12 protein-coding genes, 1 tRNA gene and 1 pseudogene are annotated in these 15,533 nt (G+C 58.9%); 8 read left to right on the forward strand and 6 right to left on the reverse strand.

The window, feature by feature from the left end; all coding sequences use genetic code 11:
- Positions 1-13: 13 nt before the first annotated feature.
- On the forward strand, positions 14-1,042 hold the full coding sequence (locus tag AX768_RS02305; protein ID WP_061998616.1) for a hypothetical protein: 1,029 nt from the start codon (positions 14-16) through the stop codon (positions 1,040-1,042).
- Between the two features lie 635 nt (positions 1,043-1,677).
- Here the strand turns inward: AX768_RS02305 and AX768_RS02310 are convergent.
- The 6 genes and pseudogenes from AX768_RS02310 to AX768_RS02330 form a co-directional block, all read right to left on the reverse strand.
- A complete protein-coding gene (locus AX768_RS02310; RefSeq protein WP_172811916.1) occupies positions 1,678-2,955 on the reverse strand; it encodes a site-specific integrase in 1,278 nt (425 codons plus the stop codon).
- A gap of 90 nt (positions 2,956-3,045) precedes the next feature.
- Positions 3,046-3,135, reverse strand: a pseudogene (locus tag AX768_RS34395) (DUF6538 domain-containing protein); the annotation flags it as partial.
- Positions 3,136-3,277: 142 nt separating this feature from the next.
- A tRNA-Met gene (locus AX768_RS02315) sits at positions 3,278-3,354 on the reverse strand.
- A 111-nt stretch (positions 3,355-3,465) separates the two neighbouring features.
- Positions 3,466-5,124, reverse strand: coding sequence for an MFS transporter (locus tag AX768_RS02320; RefSeq protein WP_061998618.1), 1,659 nt, complete (start codon positions 5,122-5,124; stop codon positions 3,466-3,468).
- 227 nt (positions 5,125-5,351) lie between these two features.
- Positions 5,352-6,950 carry a sensor histidine kinase N-terminal domain-containing protein gene (locus AX768_RS02325; RefSeq protein ID WP_082778732.1) on the reverse strand — a complete coding sequence of 533 codons (1,599 nt, stop codon included), beginning with the start codon at positions 6,948-6,950 and terminating at the stop codon, positions 5,352-5,354.
- A gap of 7 nt (positions 6,951-6,957) precedes the next feature.
- Positions 6,958-7,701, reverse strand: a complete 744-nt coding sequence (locus AX768_RS02330) for a response regulator (RefSeq protein ID WP_061998619.1) — start codon at positions 7,699-7,701, stop codon at positions 6,958-6,960.
- A 226-nt stretch (positions 7,702-7,927) separates the two neighbouring features.
- Between AX768_RS02330 and recA the strand changes: the two genes are divergently transcribed.
- The 7 genes from recA to AX768_RS02365 all read left to right on the forward strand — a co-directional run bounded on the left by recA (position 7,928) and on the right by AX768_RS02365 (position 15,323).
- Entirely contained in the window at positions 7,928-8,998 is a 1,071-nt protein-coding gene (gene recA, locus AX768_RS02335) for a recombinase RecA (RefSeq protein WP_061998620.1), read from the forward strand.
- A gap of 871 nt (positions 8,999-9,869) precedes the next feature.
- The gene (gene recX, locus AX768_RS33595; RefSeq protein WP_062000709.1) at positions 9,870-10,589 is read left to right on the forward strand and encodes a recombination regulator RecX; all 720 of its coding nucleotides are present in this window, start codon (positions 9,870-9,872) and stop codon (positions 10,587-10,589) included.
- Between the two features lie 132 nt (positions 10,590-10,721).
- Complete coding sequence (locus tag AX768_RS02345; protein WP_061998621.1) at positions 10,722-11,387, forward strand: DUF2889 domain-containing protein; 666 nt, start codon at positions 10,722-10,724, stop codon at positions 11,385-11,387.
- Positions 11,388-11,571: 184 nt separating this feature from the next.
- Complete coding sequence (sucC, locus tag AX768_RS02350; protein WP_061998622.1) at positions 11,572-12,738, forward strand: ADP-forming succinate--CoA ligase subunit beta; 1,167 nt, start codon at positions 11,572-11,574, stop codon at positions 12,736-12,738.
- 126 nt (positions 12,739-12,864) lie between these two features.
- Complete coding sequence (gene sucD / locus AX768_RS02355; protein ID WP_031359567.1) at positions 12,865-13,746, forward strand: succinate--CoA ligase subunit alpha; 882 nt, start codon at positions 12,865-12,867, stop codon at positions 13,744-13,746.
- Between the two features lie 144 nt (positions 13,747-13,890).
- A complete protein-coding gene (locus AX768_RS02360; RefSeq protein WP_061998623.1) occupies positions 13,891-14,601 on the forward strand; it encodes a TerC family protein in 711 nt (236 codons plus the stop codon).
- A gap of 119 nt (positions 14,602-14,720) precedes the next feature.
- On the forward strand, positions 14,721-15,323 hold the full coding sequence (locus AX768_RS02365) for a pilin (RefSeq protein ID WP_062169322.1): 603 nt from the start codon (positions 14,721-14,723) through the stop codon (positions 15,321-15,323).
- Positions 15,324-15,533: the final 210 nt, after the last annotated feature.

The following is a 15,533-nucleotide window of genomic DNA, read 5'->3' on the forward strand; positions in this document are numbered from 1 at the left end:
AAGGTGCGAGGCGATGACGATACGTGTCCTAAAGTTATGCGTCGCGACTCTCACAATCGTCGGCATGCTGATTGGATATTTCTCAGGGGAGGTCATAAAAAGGATAGTGCCAGCTCAAACCTTCGTCATGATCGGAAGCTCGTCTGTATTCAATTTTATACGCCAAAATTATCGAGATCGCGGAAACGATCCCGTCTGGATTGACGTGCCGTCGGGAGAAGCTCTGAGTTCGATTTTCTCCGTTTTCGACTACGGACACTCTGTTGGAAATGCCGACCAACCGGCGTTTGTAGCATTGTCATCATTTGGCACCATAAAATTACGGAGTGTCTTCCAACAGGCGACAACAAGTCCTGAATTGCGCAATGACAACTTTTGGTTGAGCATTACACTAGCTAGACGCCCGATACTCTTGTTGTATAGAAACATCGAAGAAAACGACCTCGGCATCAAATCAGCAGGCAGCTTTCCACCGGAGGGAGCAAGTCAATCAAAAATCAGTCTCAAATACATTCAATACTCCTCGCTTCGAAAGCTTATTGAGCTGCCTGTTGAGCAGTTTGCTTTCAAAAGATACCTGCCAGAAGAGACCTCTGGGACCCGGGCGGCGGTTGACGCTGCAACGGACCGGAAAATTCACTGGCCAGGGGGCGCGCAGGTTCCAGACTTCGTGAGCGATGTCGGTGAAAGAACCGCGTTTATAGCGCTTCAGCCAGAGGTAAACTTTCGTGGAGAGAAAACAACCTGTGAGTTACTGAAGAAGCACAACGTCAAGGTGGCGATCATATGTCAAGATCGGGACGACTGCTCCAAGGTTGTGACCGCACAGTATGTGGCGGTCTTAAAAGTGGCCAAGGATTCGAGCCACGGAGTGAATGGTTTCGAGATATCCAATCTCCGAGAGTGCAATTTCGCTCGCGCTTTCTCAAAGCGCGATCTGCCGGGTTGCCGCGTTCTTGGCGACGTGAACGAAGGAGACCACATTTTGTCGCTTGATGATGTCGGGGATGGAGCAGGTCTTCAAGAATATCTTGGTTGTTGATGAGCGGGGCACTTGGAGAAAATGCTTGTCGTTGCGTGAACGAGTGCGACTAGCAGGTAGCTACGCCGTGCGACTGAGAGAGACCGACTTCGAGAGGAGAGCCGTGCCCTGAATGTGGTCAAGTCTTCGCTTGAAAGAATCTATCGTGCCTAGCCTTTCTCTAGCTACGTCATAAATCCGCGAAATGAAAACGGCCCTTAGCAAAGGCTGTTCCCGATGTAGCTAGTAGAGTCGGACTATAATGCGACGATAGATACGCGGCTACCGATGGATTACTTAGGGGAATCCCAACGTCGGAATGTGGCTTGCGCAAATAGGCAAATCTGACAGTATTAATAGAAAGGTTACTGCCATTGAGCCCACGGCGACCAGCCTGAGATCTTGGATATGACGCGAAGTCCAGTATCAATTTAGATCATACGCCTCGCAAGAAATTACTGGACCAAAAGATTGCGGCATACCCGGCTCCCTTAAAATTACCCGGAAACTACAGTCCGAAAAGTAATACGCGCGGCATGGTTTATTATTTTATTTAGAAGGACGCGAGCCGGACCTGAAGGATTCCAATCTCAAGCTGAGGAGGGCCGTTTCGATGCCGCTCGTTACTGCGAGTTTCGGGAGGATCTGAAATATTGTCAGTGTCCCGGATCTAACTCCACAAGTATTAGCTCTTGTTCGCTATTCGCCGCGGCGATCGGCGTTCCTAGGGCTAATATTTCCCTGCGGGTCAAATGGTAGCGCAAAATTGCCTCCAAACGCTTAGCGCCGGTCAACAGACATTTAAAAGTGGTAGTGGGGTCGTCCTTGAACTTGGTGTATATCTGCCCGTTGATGCCGCCATTGTCATGACCGGTGAGAGCCGCTCGAAGAGCTTCTGGAATGCCGGCTTTTGCTAACGTCGTAATGAATGTGTGGCGCATGCTATGGAAGTAGGTGGCGCTGTCCGACGCGACCTTCTCGTTCTTCCTAAGCTGCTGCAGCCGATGGCCGCCCCACTTCGATATTTTGTGGCTCCACTTGATGTCGGCGCGAAGAGCCCCGGGTTCCGGCTCCATCGATCCGTGGGGTGCCCAGTGCGATGCGAAAGGTCGACCCGCGCCGCGAGCACGCTGCGCAAGCAGGAAGTCTACAAAGCCGATCTCGACGAGCAGGGGATGAATGGGAACGACCCGCCAGCTCGAGAGCTTCTTGACTGACTTGCGTAGCACCCCATCGGCATCCGGGCGCTCGTTGATGTCGAGATACCAAAGACCCGAAGTGTGCTTCCTGAGATCACTGGCAAGCTCTAGTTGGGCAAGCTCTTCCAGGCGGCAACCCGTCAGTGCGCAACCGACGGTCACCCAGAATTCAGCGGGTTTGTTCGACCGGGCTGCACTTACGCTTTCGAATATCGCTGCCATCTCATCAAGCGAGAACTCCTGACGGTCTGACCAAGACGGCGCGGTCCGCTTCGGTTTCAGAGAACCAGACGTAACACGCGGGAGCGCGCTGTTGCGGGCCGAGTTCCAGTTTATGAAGGTCGCTGCGACGGTGATTGTGATCTGCTTCGTTTTTGTCGCCAGGTTCGGATCTGCATTAATGCGGTCCGCAAATTCGACGAATCGGTCTTGATTCAAGCGCACAAGGGCATACTGCTGCCCGAAATGATCGAGCAGACGACTGAGGATGGTCCGGTAGCGGACGAGGGTAGCGGGCTTAACCGCAATTTGTGCGAGGTAGGCTTCAACGCTGCTGCCAAGGGTTGGACCAGCAGGAGCGTTGCCTTGTCCTGCTGGAGGCGCAGTGACAGACTGAAGTTCGTGGACAGCGGAGTTCTGCTCGCCGGCCGTCAGTAGCGGTTGCTTGGGCCGTTCAATAGTCCAGCGGTCTGTCGACGAGAGGTCTAGCTCAGTGAGGCAAGCTATTGATGGCACCTCGGCTGGATGGCCTGCTCGAATAGCATGCCTAGCGCGATGAAAAAGGGCGTCGCACGCCGTAGCGAGCGCGCGGGCTCGCGCGCCAGCCGCGCGTAGATCGGCGGTGCCCAAGCTTCGGTAAAAATGAGTTCGCCCCAAGGCGGGGACAAGATCAAGGGGGATGCGCCGACGGAACATGAAAACCGTTCCGTGCCGGGAGCGCTGTAGGAATTCTGCCGCCACAAAAGCCTCCGTGTGTGACACCTTTGTGTGACACCGGCAGCGTGCAGCCAAACGAAAAAGCCGCTAACCCTTACGGATCAGCGGCTTCCAGTCATACTGGTGGCGAATCAGGGATTCGAACCCCGGACCTGCGGATTATGATTCCGTCGCTCTAACCGGCTGAGCTAATTCGCCAAGAGATCGAGATTATGAAGAGGGTTGGAAAACCTGTCAACCCCTTCCAAGCTGATTCCTATCGACAAAGTGGGTTAGGCGGCAACAGTGCTATCCGCCGCCGCCGGAAGATCAATCCGAGTCATAAACCGCCGTCCCCCGGGTCTCCTTCACAAACAGCATCCCGATCACGAACGCGGCCACGGCAATCACAATCGGGTACCACAACCCCGAAAAGATATTCCCCTTGGCCGCCACGATAGCAAACGCCGTAGCCGGCAAGAACCCGCCGAACCAGCCATTGCCAATGTGATACGGCAGCGACATCGACGTATACCGGATCCGCGCCGGGAACATCTCCACGAGCATCGCGGCAATCGGCCCATACACCATCGTCACGTAGATCATCATGATGGTCAGGATCACGATAGCCATCGGCCAGTTGATCAGCGCCGGATCAGCCTTCGCCGGATAGCCCGCCGACTTCAGCGTGCCCGCCAGCGTCTTGTCGAACGCGGCACCCTGGACCTTCGCATCGGCGGCCTTGCCGTCATACGTGTTCACCACCGTGTCGCCCACCTTGATCTGCGCGACCGTCCCGGCCGGTGCAGCCACGTTCTCATAATTCAAACCGGCCTTCGACAACGCGCTCTTGGCAATATCGCAGGAGCTCGTGAACTTCGATGTACCCACCGGGTTGAACTGGAACGAGCACTCGTCGGGATTGGCAATGACGGTGATCGGCGACTTGATGGTCGCGGCTTCGAGCGTCGGGTTCGTATAGTGAGCGAGCGCGTGGAAGAGCGGGAAGTACGTCAGCGCGGCAATCAGGCAGCCAGCCATGATGATCGGCTTGCGGCCAATCTTGTCGGACAGCGACCCGAAGAACAGGAAGAACGGCGTGCCGATCAACAACGCCACCGCCACCATGACGTTGGCGCTGGTGCCATCGACTTTAAGCGTCTGCGTCAGGAAAAACAGCGTATAGAACTGGCCCGTGTACCAGACCACGGCTTGCCCCATCGTCAGGCCGAAGAGCGCGAGCAGCACGATCTTCAGGTTCTTCCATTGACCAAATGCTTCAGTCAGCGGCGCCTTCGAGGTCTTGCCTTCGGCTTTGATGCGCTCGAAAACCGGCGATTCGTGCAACTTCATGCGAATCCAGACGGAGACGGCGAGCAGCAGTATCGACACCAGGAACGGAACGCGCCAACCCCACGCACCGAAGGTGTCTTCGCCGACGGCGCTGCGCACCACGAGGATCACGATCAGCGAGATGAACAGGCCGAGCGTGGCCGTGGTCTGGATCCACGCCGTCCACGCGCCGCGCTTGTTGGAGGGCGCATGTTCCGCAACGTAAGTCGCCGCGCCACCGTATTCGCCGCCCAGCGCGAGGCCTTGCAGCAGCCGCATCGCGATGAACAGCACGGGCGCCGCTATGCCTATGGTCCCGTATCCGGGCAGCAAGCCGACCACGAAGGTCGACAAACCCATAATCACGATGGTCACAAGGAACGTGTACTTGCGCCCGACCATGTCGCCGAGACGCCCGAACACGATCGCACCGAACGGACGCACGGCGAAGCCGGCCGCGAAGCCGAGCAAGGTGAAGATGAAGGCGGCTGTCGGGTTCACGCCCGAGAAGAAGGTCCTGCTGATATAGATGGCGAGCGAGCCCGCCAGATAAAAGTCGTACCACTCGAACACCGTGCCCAGCGATGACGCGAAAATCACGCGCCGTTCTTCGCTTGTCATCGGTGCGTGGGAAATGCGTCCCTCGACCGTCGCCATGAATCATCTCCTGATCTTGATTTTTGAATGGCGCCCCGCGCGTGGCGGCACCGTGCAGCGATTATTGGAGTGAAAACTTACGGCGTTCTGACTGGGTAGGGGTGTGTGGTTTTTGAGATCGCGATGGCGGAAGCGTCGAACGTCGGCTATGGTTGATCGTTTTAGTGTTATCTGATGGCTAACTTCCGGTAACGTCGAGAAAGAGCGGTATTTGATCAAGCGGCTGCTCAGGGTTTGTCCCGGGAAGGATAAACCCGCTGTAACCCTACTCTGACAAGCGTTCCCGCCTTTGGAGGCGCTTCGCTGTACTCGTGCTCCTCTATGTCGAGCGTGCCACGGTGCATCGTCACTATCTCCCTGACGATGGCTAGGCCCAATCCGCTGCCATCGCCTTCACGTCCGAGAATCCGGTAAAACCGCTCCACCACACGCTTTCGTTCCGCCACCGGAATGCCCAAGCCCGTGTCCTCGACTTCGAGAAAAACGCGGCGCGTGTCCGAATCCTCGGTGCGCACGCGGACCGTGATCCGGCCACCGGGCGGGGTGTAGCGGATGGCGTTATCGATAAGATTCGACAGCATCTCGCGCAACATCACCACGTTGCCTTCGACCTCGACCGGATGCGGCGGCTCCTCATAGCCGATATCCATCCCCTTCGCCAACGCCGCCTGCACCCAGTCGCGCACGGCGAGCCGCGCGAGATCGGTGAGTTCGACGCGCGAGAAAATCTGCCCGGTCATCCGGTTTTCGGCGCGAGCGAGCGCAAGAAGTTGCGTGACGAGCCGCGCCGCGTGCTCGGAACTCGTTGCGATCTGTTCCAGCGAACGCTGGACTTCGGCGGGTACGTCCTGCCGCAGCGCCAGCTCGGCTTGGGTTCGCAAGCCGGCGAGGGGCGTCTTCATTTGATGGGCGGCATCGGCTATGAAGCGTTTTTGCAGCTCCATGTTCTGCTCGAGCCGGTTGAGCAGGTCATTGAACGATGCCACCAGCGGCGCGATTTCCGGCGGCGCGCGGCTGGCTTCGAGCGGCGAAAGGTCGTCAGGACGGCGCGCCCGGATATTCGATTGCAGCGCATGCAGCGGCGCGAGCCCGCGCGACAGCCCGAACCACACCAGCACGATAGCCAGCGGCAAAATCACGAACTGCGGCAGGATCACGCCCTTGATGATGTCGTTGGCCAACTGGCTGCGTTTATCGAGCGTCTCGGCCACCTGGACGAGCACCGGCTGCTGCAATGATGGCAGTTCGACCGTGGTGTAGGCGACGCGGATATCGTTGCCGCGCAGTACATCGTCACGAAATTCCACAATGCCGGGCTGCGGCCGGTCATCGTCATGGGGCAGGGGCATGTCGGCGTCGCCGCCCACCAGCTCGCCTCGCGTGCCGAGCACCTGGAAGAAGACGCTATCGACGTTATCCGCCCTCAGGAAATCGCGCGTGGCGTTCGGCAGGCGCAATTCCGCCACGCCGTTGACAGGCTGGATTTGCCGGGCGAGCACGTAGGCATCGGTTTCGAGCGCCCGGTCGAACGGCCCGTTGGCTATCGACTTGGCGACCAGATATGTGACGGCGATGCTCATTGGCCACAGCAACAACAGCGGCGCGAGCATCCAGTCGAGAATCTCGCCGAACAGCGAACGCGGCGCCGGTTTGCCGTCGGGCTCGAGCTCGTCGGGCGGCGCGAACGGGTTGGCGTAACGCGCGTCACGAGACACGTCGGGGTCTGCAATGGGTGCATCGAGCAGATCCGGCGACGGGTGCTGCAACGGGTGAGGCGACTCGCGCGACGCCTGGGCGGCACGCTTGGAAGTAGCGGGCGAGCCCATGATGTGGTTACTTGTAGTGAGGGCTGGACGATGCCATCGGGCCGGCGTCCGCGGGTCCTGACGCGACCGGAGCGGCCGCTGGTGCAACGGCTTTTTCAAGGCTATAGCCTAGCCCGCGAACGGTCATGATGCGCGCCCCGCCGGGCTCGATTTTTTTTCTTAGCCGATGGACATAGACTTCGATCGCGTTATTGCTGACTTCCTCGCCCCACTCGCAAAGGTGGTTGACGAGCTGTTCCTTCGATACCAGCCGGCCGACCCGCTGCAGCAGGACTTCGAGCACGCCGAGTTCGCGCGCCGATAACTCGATGACCTGGTCGTTGATAGACGCAATGCGCCCGACCTGATCGAATGACAGCGCGCCATGTTTGACGACTGTCGGGCCGCCTCCGGCGCCGCGCCGGGTGAGGGCGCGCACACGGGCTTCGAGTTCGTTCAGCGCGAACGGTTTGGCCATGTAGTCGTCGGCGCCGAGGTCGAGGCCCTTGACGCGTTCGTCGACGCTGTCGGCGGCCGTCAGGATGAGTACGGGCATCTGGGAATTGCGGGCCCTGAGGCGCCGCAGGACTTCGAGACCGGACATCATGGGCAGGCCCAGGTCGAGGATCAGGAGGTCGAAAGTTTGCAGTGAAAGGGCTGTGTCTGCTTCCACGCCGTGCTTGACGTGATCCACCGCATACCCCGATTGGCGGAGTGATCGAACGAGACCGTCCGCGAGTATGCTGTCGTCTTCGGCAATGAGTATTCGCATCGTAGTGTGCGCAAAAGGCATTGCCGGCACCGCAATTCGCCCGGCGCGGCGGTCTCCAGGTGTTGTGGTGCGCTTGCATGGTCAAGGCGTGGTGTTGAAACTACGCGCGCTGAACCCACTTGCAAAAACACCTGTTTTTTTATACAGTGTCTGTAGCAGTGCACCCAGTGGAGCAAAAGTCCGCGGGCATGCGCCAGATGCCGTTCATCATAGCAAAGGACGATTCATGGAAGATAGCAAGAAAGGCCCGGGCGGGATGTCTGCGGAAAAGAGCAAGGCGCTGGCCGCCGCGCTGTCGCAGATCGAAAAGCAGTTCGGCAAGGGGTCGATCATGCGACTCGGCGCCGGCGAAGTCATTGAAGACATCCAGGTGGTGTCTACTGGTTCGCTCGGACTGGATATTGCCCTGGGCGTTGGCGGCTTGCCGCGCGGACGCGTTGTTGAAGTCTACGGTCCGGAATCGTCGGGCAAGACCACGCTGACGCTGCAAGTCATTGCTGAAATGCAGAAGCTTGGCGGCACGGCGGCGTTTATTGACGCGGAACACGCGCTCGACATCGGTTACGCGCAAAAGCTCGGCGTGAACCCGTCGGACTTGCTGATTTCGCAGCCGGATACGGGCGAGCAGGCGCTGGAAATCGCGGACGCGCTGGTGCGCTCGGGTTCCATCGACATGATCGTGATCGACTCCGTCGCGGCGCTGGTGCCGAAGGCTGAAATCGAAGGCGAAATGGGCGATTCACTGCCTGGCTTGCAAGCACGTTTGATGTCGCAGGCACTGCGCAAGCTGACCGGTACGATCAAACGTACGAACTGCCTGGTGATTTTCATCAACCAGATCCGCATGAAGATTGGCGTGATGTTCGGCAATCCGGAAACCACCACGGGTGGTAATGCGCTGAAGTTCTACGCATCGGTGCGTCTGGACATTCGCCGTATCGGTTCGATCAAGAAAAACGACGAAGTGATCGGCAATGAAACGCGCGTGAAGGTGGTGAAGAACAAGGTTGCGCCGCCGTTCCGCGAAGCCATCTTCGACATTCTTTACGGCGAAGGCATCTCGCGTCAGGGCGAAATCATCGACTTGGGCGTGCAGGCCAAGCTGGTGGACAAGGCCGGCGCCTGGTACAGCTATAACGGCGAACGGATTGGTCAGGGCAAGGACAATGCACGTGAATTCCTGCGTGAGAACCCGGAAATGGCGCGTGAGATCGAAAACAAGATCCGCGAGTCGCTGGGCGTCAATGCAATGGCTGAGTCGCTGCCAGGTGTTGCCGAAGTCGCTGACGAAGAATGAGCGGTAGGCGGTAAAAAAGATGCTGCGCAAAAACCGGTTCGGATCAAAGGCCGGTCGCGACGCGAGTCGTGACTCGGAGCAAGACGTAAAGGACGATCCGGACGGCCCGAATTCCGTAAGCGATGACAGCGAAAGCGTCGACGCGAAGGATGGGGTTGATCGCTACGAACGAAGCAGCGATCGATACCGCGCAGCATCAAGCGAACGCGCTGGTGCGGAGGGATCTGCACCGGCGCGTCGTTCATTTGGGAACAGCTTTAACAAGAGCGGTGGCGCTGCCGGCGATAAGACCAGCAACGGATTCAAGGGCAGCAGCTTTTCGAACAGTAAAAGCAGCGGCAGCAGTTTCGGCAGGAAAAGCAGCTTCGGCAAAAGCGAAAGCGGAGGCGGAGGCGGAGGCGGAGGCGGAGGCGGAAGCCGTTCGAGCCTTTCGTCTGGAACGTCAAAAGCGGAGGCCATCGCAGCGAGCGTTGCCGTTGACAGCGAAAATGTATCGCCGGATGAAGCCGAGCCGGTGTACGAGCGGTCGAGCGACCGTGCGTTTCCGAAGAAACGCAGCGCGTTTGGCGGCGGGGGTTTAGGGCGGTCGTCTACTGCGAAGGCATCGACGGGCGAATCGGACGACGTCTACGAACGCTCCAGCGATAAAAAATTCGGAAACGGTGGTTCAAGCGGGCGCAAATCAACGTTCGGCGGGAAGGCGGCCACGAAACCTGCAGACGGCGAAGACGTTTTCGAACGGTCGACCGAACGCGCAACGAGTCGCAGAAGCGGGTTTGCCAAGAAATCGACTGGGGGCAAATCCAATTCCGATGCAGCAGATGTGGCCAAACAGCAAGCCGAAGCGCACGGCGTAGACGCAAACGATCGATTGAAGCAGGCCCGCGCCTTACTTGATCGAGCGGTTATTCAAACGCAGGCGGCATCTGCAATAAACGCTGCTGCGGGTTCCAATCGAGCAGCCATCACGGGAGAGTTCGAACCCGCCGATCCTTTCGAGCCGTTCGAACAATGCATTCCGGTCGCCAGCAGCGCGGCAAACGCGCAAACCCCAACCCCCGACACCGACGCTGTCTATTCCCGCGGAACACCCGGCCGAGCCAAACCCCCGGCAACGGGTGAATCCAAAAGCAAACGTCCACAACTCTCCCTGCGCGGCAGAGCGCTCGGCTATCTATCCCGCCGCGAACACAGCCGCGCGGAGTTATCGCGCAAACTCACCCCGCATGTCACCGAAACCGACTCGCTGGAAACCCTGCTCGACGCCCTTGAGCGCGAAGGCTGGCTTTCAAACGAGCGATTCGTCGAGAGCGTGGTTCACCGGCGCGGCGCCAAGCTGGGCACAAGCCGGATCGTGAACGAGCTGAAGCGCAATGGCATCGATGAAACACTCATCCAGGACGCAAACGCAGCGCTAAAAGACACCGAACTCACCCGCGCCCGCGACGTGTGGAGCAAGAAATACGGCGAGCTGCCAATCACCCCGGACGACCGCGCCAAACAAGCGCGTTTCCTCGCCACCCGCGGTTTCACCAGCGGCGTGATCATGAAAGTCCTGAAAGCCAGCGATGACGATTTCAGTATCGAATAGCGCTCGTAACCGGCAAAACCAGCACAAAGCAGCCCTGAATCAGCAGTATCCGGCCTTCCGGCAACTGGGTCCGGCTCAAAATGCTCAGTATGGTAAAATCCGTATGTTTTCCCATTCGGCCTTTCTCCATACATGCCGCTTTCTCCGCCTGTTTCCCGTCAGTTGCGCCATCGCCGCGCGATTCGAATGGAAGCGTTTGTGCGTGACGATGGCTTGTGGGACATAGAGGCCTGCCTAACTGATGAAAAGCCGCGCGACGTCAAACTCGCGTCGGGCGTCCGGCCTCAAGGCCTGCCGATCCATGAACTCTGGCTGCGCATCACTATCGACCGCACGTTCGCTATCGTCGAAGCCGAAGCAGCTTCCGACTGGGCGCCGTATGGCCAGTTGTGTTCAGCATCGAACCCGGCATATCGCGCGCTCATCGGCCTCAATCTCGTACAGAATTTCCGTCGTGAATCCAGCCGTCTGCTGGCCGGCACGACCGGTTGCACGCACCTCACCGAACTCTGCGCCGTCCTTCCCACCGCCGCCATCCAGGCTTTCGCGGGCGAAGTATGGAACACTGAAAAGGGCGGCTCGCCCGGACAGTCATCGGACAATTCGGGGGCGAACAGCACAGCAGCCGACACAGACAAACCGCCTTTCCAGCTCGGCCGTTGCAACGCATTGCGTTTCGACGGCGACGCTGTCCGGCAACACTATCCACGCTGGTTCGGTCACGCGCCTAGAAACGCGCCGGACGGAACTGCACGCATCGTGGAAAAGGACAGTCCGAAAGACCGGGAGCGCACTTGAGCCAGCTCAGCGAATCCAGCGTGAGCAGGTTCACCAGAACTGGCCGACCACGAAATACCAGCAAGATCAGCAGAATCAGCACGAGTCCGGCGACGTTTGTCATCGCTGCTGGATAGATTGCTCGGCGTAAATCGTATTCAACCATTCGAAGTTCAATCCAACTCTCAGACTGAAGGAATCACGCATGAAGATTCACGAGTACCAGGGAAAGGAAATCCTGCGGAAGTTCGGCGTCGCGGTCCCGCGCGGCAAGCCCGTGTTCTCGGTGGACGATGCGGTCAAGGCCGCTGAAGAGCTGGGCGGCCCGGTATGGGTCGTCAAGGCTCAGATTCACGCTGGCGGTCGTGGTAAGGGCGGCGGCGTGAAGGTTGCAAAGACGCTGGAACAGGTTCGCGAATACTCGAACCAGATCCTCGGCATGCAGCTCGTCACGCACCAGACCGGCCCTGAAGGCCAAAAGGTGAACCGCCTGCTGATCGAAGAAGGCGCGGACATCAAAAAGGAACTGTACATCGGCCTCGTGCTCGACCGTATCACGCAAAAAGTCGTGGTGATGGCTTCGAGCGAAGGCGGCATGGACATTGAAGAAGTCGCGGAAAAGACGCCGGAACTGCTGCACAAGTTCGCCGTCGAGCCGTCGACGGGTCTGCAGGACAAGGACGCCGACGATCTCTCGCGCAAGATTGGCATTCCGGAAGGATCGATCCCGCAAGCACGCGCGATTCTGCAAGGCCTGTACAAGGCATTCTGGGAAACGGACGCATCGCTCGCCGAAATCAACCCGCTGATCGTCACGGGCGACGGCAAGGTGATCGCACTCGACGCCAAGTTCAACTTCGACGCAAACGCGCTGTTCCGTCATCCGGACATCGTGGCGTATCGCGATATCGACGAAGAAGATCCGGCTGAAGTGGAAGCATCGAAGTTCGATCTGGCCTACATCTCGCTCGATGGCAACATCGGCTGCCTGGTGAACGGCGCGGGTCTGGCAATGGCGACCATGGACACGATCAAGCTGTTCGGCGGCGAGCCGGCCAACTTCCTCGACGTGGGCGGCGGCGCCACGACCGAAAAGGTCACGGAAGCATTCAAGATCATGTTGAAGAATCCGGGCCTGAAGGCGATCCTAGTGAACATCTTCGGCGGCATCATGCGCTGCGACGTGATTGCGGAAGGCGTGATCGAAGCGTCGAAGGCTGTGTCGCTGAAGGTTCCTCTGGTCGTGCGCATGAAGGGCACGAACGAAGATCTCGGCAAGAAGATGCTGGCGGATTCGGGCTTGCCGATCATCGCGGCCGACAGCATGGAAGAAGCTGCGCAGAAGGTCGTCGCGGCAGCCGAGGGCAAGTAAGGGCCAGGATTTTTCCGGCAATTACGAGCGTTCCACCAGACACGAAAGGCGGCGCTTTCTCGCCCCGCCGCGCCTTGAAACAAGGTGCGCGGGTGAAAGGCGGCGCTGACGAACAGAGGTCACACCATGTCGATTCTGATCAACAAAGACACCAAGGTTATTACCCAGGGCATCACCGGTAAGACCGGCCAGTTCCACACCCGCGCTTGCCGCGAGTATGCGAACGGCCGTGAGGCATACGTTGCAGGCGTGAACCCGAAGCGGGCCGGCGAAGATTTCGAAGGCATCCCCATCTACGCAAGCGTCGCGGAAGCGAAGGCTGAAACGGGTGCAACCGTTTCGGTGATCTACGTGCCGCCGGCTGGCGCCGCTGCTGCAATCTGGGAAGCGGTCGAAGCCGATCTGGATCTCGCCATCTGCATCACGGAAGGTATTCCCGTGCGCGACATGCTCGAGATCAAGGACCGTATGCGTCGCGAAAATCGCAAGACGCTGCTGCTCGGACCGAACTGCCCGGGCACGATCACGCCGGACGAATTGAAGATCGGCATCATGCCGGGTCATATTCACCGCAAGGGTCGTATCGGCGTGGTGTCGCGTTCAGGCACGCTCACATACGAAGCAGTTGGCCAGTTGACGGCTATTGGTCTAGGCCAGTCGTCGGCAGTAGGTATTGGCGGCGATCCGATCAACGGTCTGAAGCACATCGACGTGATGAAGATGTTCAACGACGATCCCGACACGGACGCCGTGATCATGATCGGCGAGATCGGTGGCCCGGACGAAGCAAACGCCGCTTACTGGATCAAGGACAACATGAAGAAGCCGGTGGTTGGCTTCATCGCGGGCGTCACGGCTCCGGCCGGCAAGCGCATGGGTCACGCAGGCGCGCTGATTTCGGGTGGTGCGGATACGGCCGATGCCAAGCTGGAAATCATGGAAGCATGTGGTATCACCGTCACGAAGAACCCGTCGGAAATGGCGCGTTTGTTGAAGGCGATGCTTTAAGGAACGGCTGATCGACAGGAAACGCGGGGCTTTGCTATGCTTGTGTAAGCCTTTCGTAACGCGTCGGTTATAAAAGCGGGGGAGCTAAGGCTTCCCCGCTTTTTTTTCGCGTGCTTTCTGTCGCTGTCGCTCACCGGTTTTTTCATGCTCGAATTTTTCGCCACCCTCCATTGGGGCGCTGTTCTTCAGATCATCGTCATAGATATCTTGCTCGGAGGCGACAACGCCGTCGTCATCGCGCTTGCCGTGCGCAACCTGCCCGACCAGCAACGCACGCGCGGCGTGCTGCTCGGCACGCTCGGGGCGGTTGTCCTGCGGGTTGTGCTGATCGCGTTTGCGGTTGTGCTGCTGGATATTCCGTTCCTCAAATTCGTCGGCGGCCTGATGCTTTTGTGGATCGGAGTGAAACTCATGATGCCCGATCACAGCGATCCGAACGTGAAATCCACCGATCAGCTTTGGGCCGCGATCAAGACCATCATCGTCGCCGATGCCGTTATGAGCCTCGACAACGTGATCGCGGTCGCGGGCGCTGCCCAGGCCGCCGACCCGCAGCATCGGCTCGCGTTGGTGATCTTCGGCTTGCTGGTGAGCATTCCACTGATCGTGTGGGGCAGCACGCTGGTGCTCAAGCTGATCGATAAATTCCCGATTGTGATTGCGCTGGGCGCCGGATTGCTCGGGTGGATTGCGGGCGGCCTGATCATTGACGATCCGTTTATCGATCAATGGCCTGCGTTGAATGTCCCGAGCGCCGAGTACGCTGCGCGCATCGCCGGCGCGGTGCTTGTTCTGGCCGTCGGCTGGTTTTTCCGCAAGCGCGTGCAGTCCACGGAATCGAAGGCCGCGCACTGATTTCTCTCGCCGAACGTTAGCCGTTTGGCTGACTGCCGGCGGCTCGCAGGGCTCAATAAGATCGAAGCGTCTGGATTGCATCACGCAGCCAGACGCTTCGATCTTTTGGGAGTTCAGCGATGACAGTAGCGGTGTGCGGGTTCAAGAGCATCAAGGAAGGCAAGTCGTGGTTTCGACGAGCGTGGGCGCGCGGGAAGAAAAAGCGCTCGGGACGAGGTTTCACGCTGATCGAGTTGATGATCGTGCTGGCGATTGTGGGTGTGGTCGCCGCCTACGCGATCCCGGCTTATCAGGATTACCTGGCGCGTAGCCGGGTGGGAGAGGGTTTGTCGCTGGCTTCGTCGGCGCGTCTGGCTGTGGCTGAGAATGCTGCGAGCGGGTCGGATCTGGGCGGCGGATATTCCACACCGCCGGGAACGCGCAACGTCGAGTCCATTCACGTGAATGACGACAACGGCCAGATCACGATCGCGTATTCCACGCGCGTGGCGCCCGCGGGCGAGAACACCATCGTGCTCGTGCCATCCTCGCCCGACAATGCCGATGCGCCGACCGCGCGCACGGTGCTGACGAAGGGCTCGGTCCAGGCCGGATCGATCACGTGGGAGTGCTTCGCGGCAACTAAAACGGCTTCATCATTGCCGGCGCCAGGCGCGGGCCCGCTGCCATCTGAGGCGCCGACGCTGCCGCCCAATCTTGCACCGCCTGAGTGCCGCGCTTGATCAGACTGTGCCGGTTTGATGGTGCTGAAAGGCTGACCGCAAGGAAACGTAATCGCTGCAGTAACGCATCGGGCGAGCACGCAGATTGCGGTCAGCTTCTTTGTTTCGCCGAAAGCGCCACGAATTTCAAACGATTCACAGCGATTTCGGCGCATTTCATGCACGTCGCCGCACAGCATGAGTAATTTTTTGTATAGTGCGCCGGTTGCC

Origin of the sequence: Burkholderia sp. PAMC 28687, assembly GCF_001577465.1 — a bacterium.
Classification (GTDB): Bacteria; Pseudomonadota; Gammaproteobacteria; order Burkholderiales; family Burkholderiaceae; genus Caballeronia.

Bases quoted from the DNA above. Each gene is read 5' to 3' on its own strand.
- AX768_RS02320 (WP_061998618.1), bottom strand. From the start codon at position 5,124: ATGGCGACGGTCGAGGGACGCATTTCCCACGCACCGATGACAAGCGAA.
- AX768_RS02325 (WP_082778732.1), bottom strand. From the start codon at position 6,950: ATGGGCTCGCCCGCTACTTCCAAGCGTGCCGCCCAGGCGTCGCGCGAG.
- sucC (WP_061998622.1), top strand. From the start codon at position 11,572: ATGAAGATTCACGAGTACCAGGGAAAGGAAATCCTGCGGAAGTTCGGC.
- AX768_RS02330 (WP_061998619.1), bottom strand. From the start codon at position 7,701: ATGCGAATACTCATTGCCGAAGACGACAGCATACTCGCGGACGGTCTC.
- recA (WP_061998620.1), top strand. From the start codon at position 7,928: ATGGAAGATAGCAAGAAAGGCCCGGGCGGGATGTCTGCGGAAAAGAGC.
- AX768_RS02305 (WP_061998616.1), top strand. From the start codon at position 14: ATGACGATACGTGTCCTAAAGTTATGCGTCGCGACTCTCACAATCGTC.
- AX768_RS02345 (WP_061998621.1), top strand. From the start codon at position 10,722: ATGCCGCTTTCTCCGCCTGTTTCCCGTCAGTTGCGCCATCGCCGCGCG.
- AX768_RS02360 (WP_061998623.1), top strand. From the start codon at position 13,891: ATGCTCGAATTTTTCGCCACCCTCCATTGGGGCGCTGTTCTTCAGATC.
- AX768_RS02365 (WP_062169322.1), top strand. From the start codon at position 14,721: ATGACAGTAGCGGTGTGCGGGTTCAAGAGCATCAAGGAAGGCAAGTCG.
- sucD (WP_031359567.1), top strand. From the start codon at position 12,865: ATGTCGATTCTGATCAACAAAGACACCAAGGTTATTACCCAGGGCATC.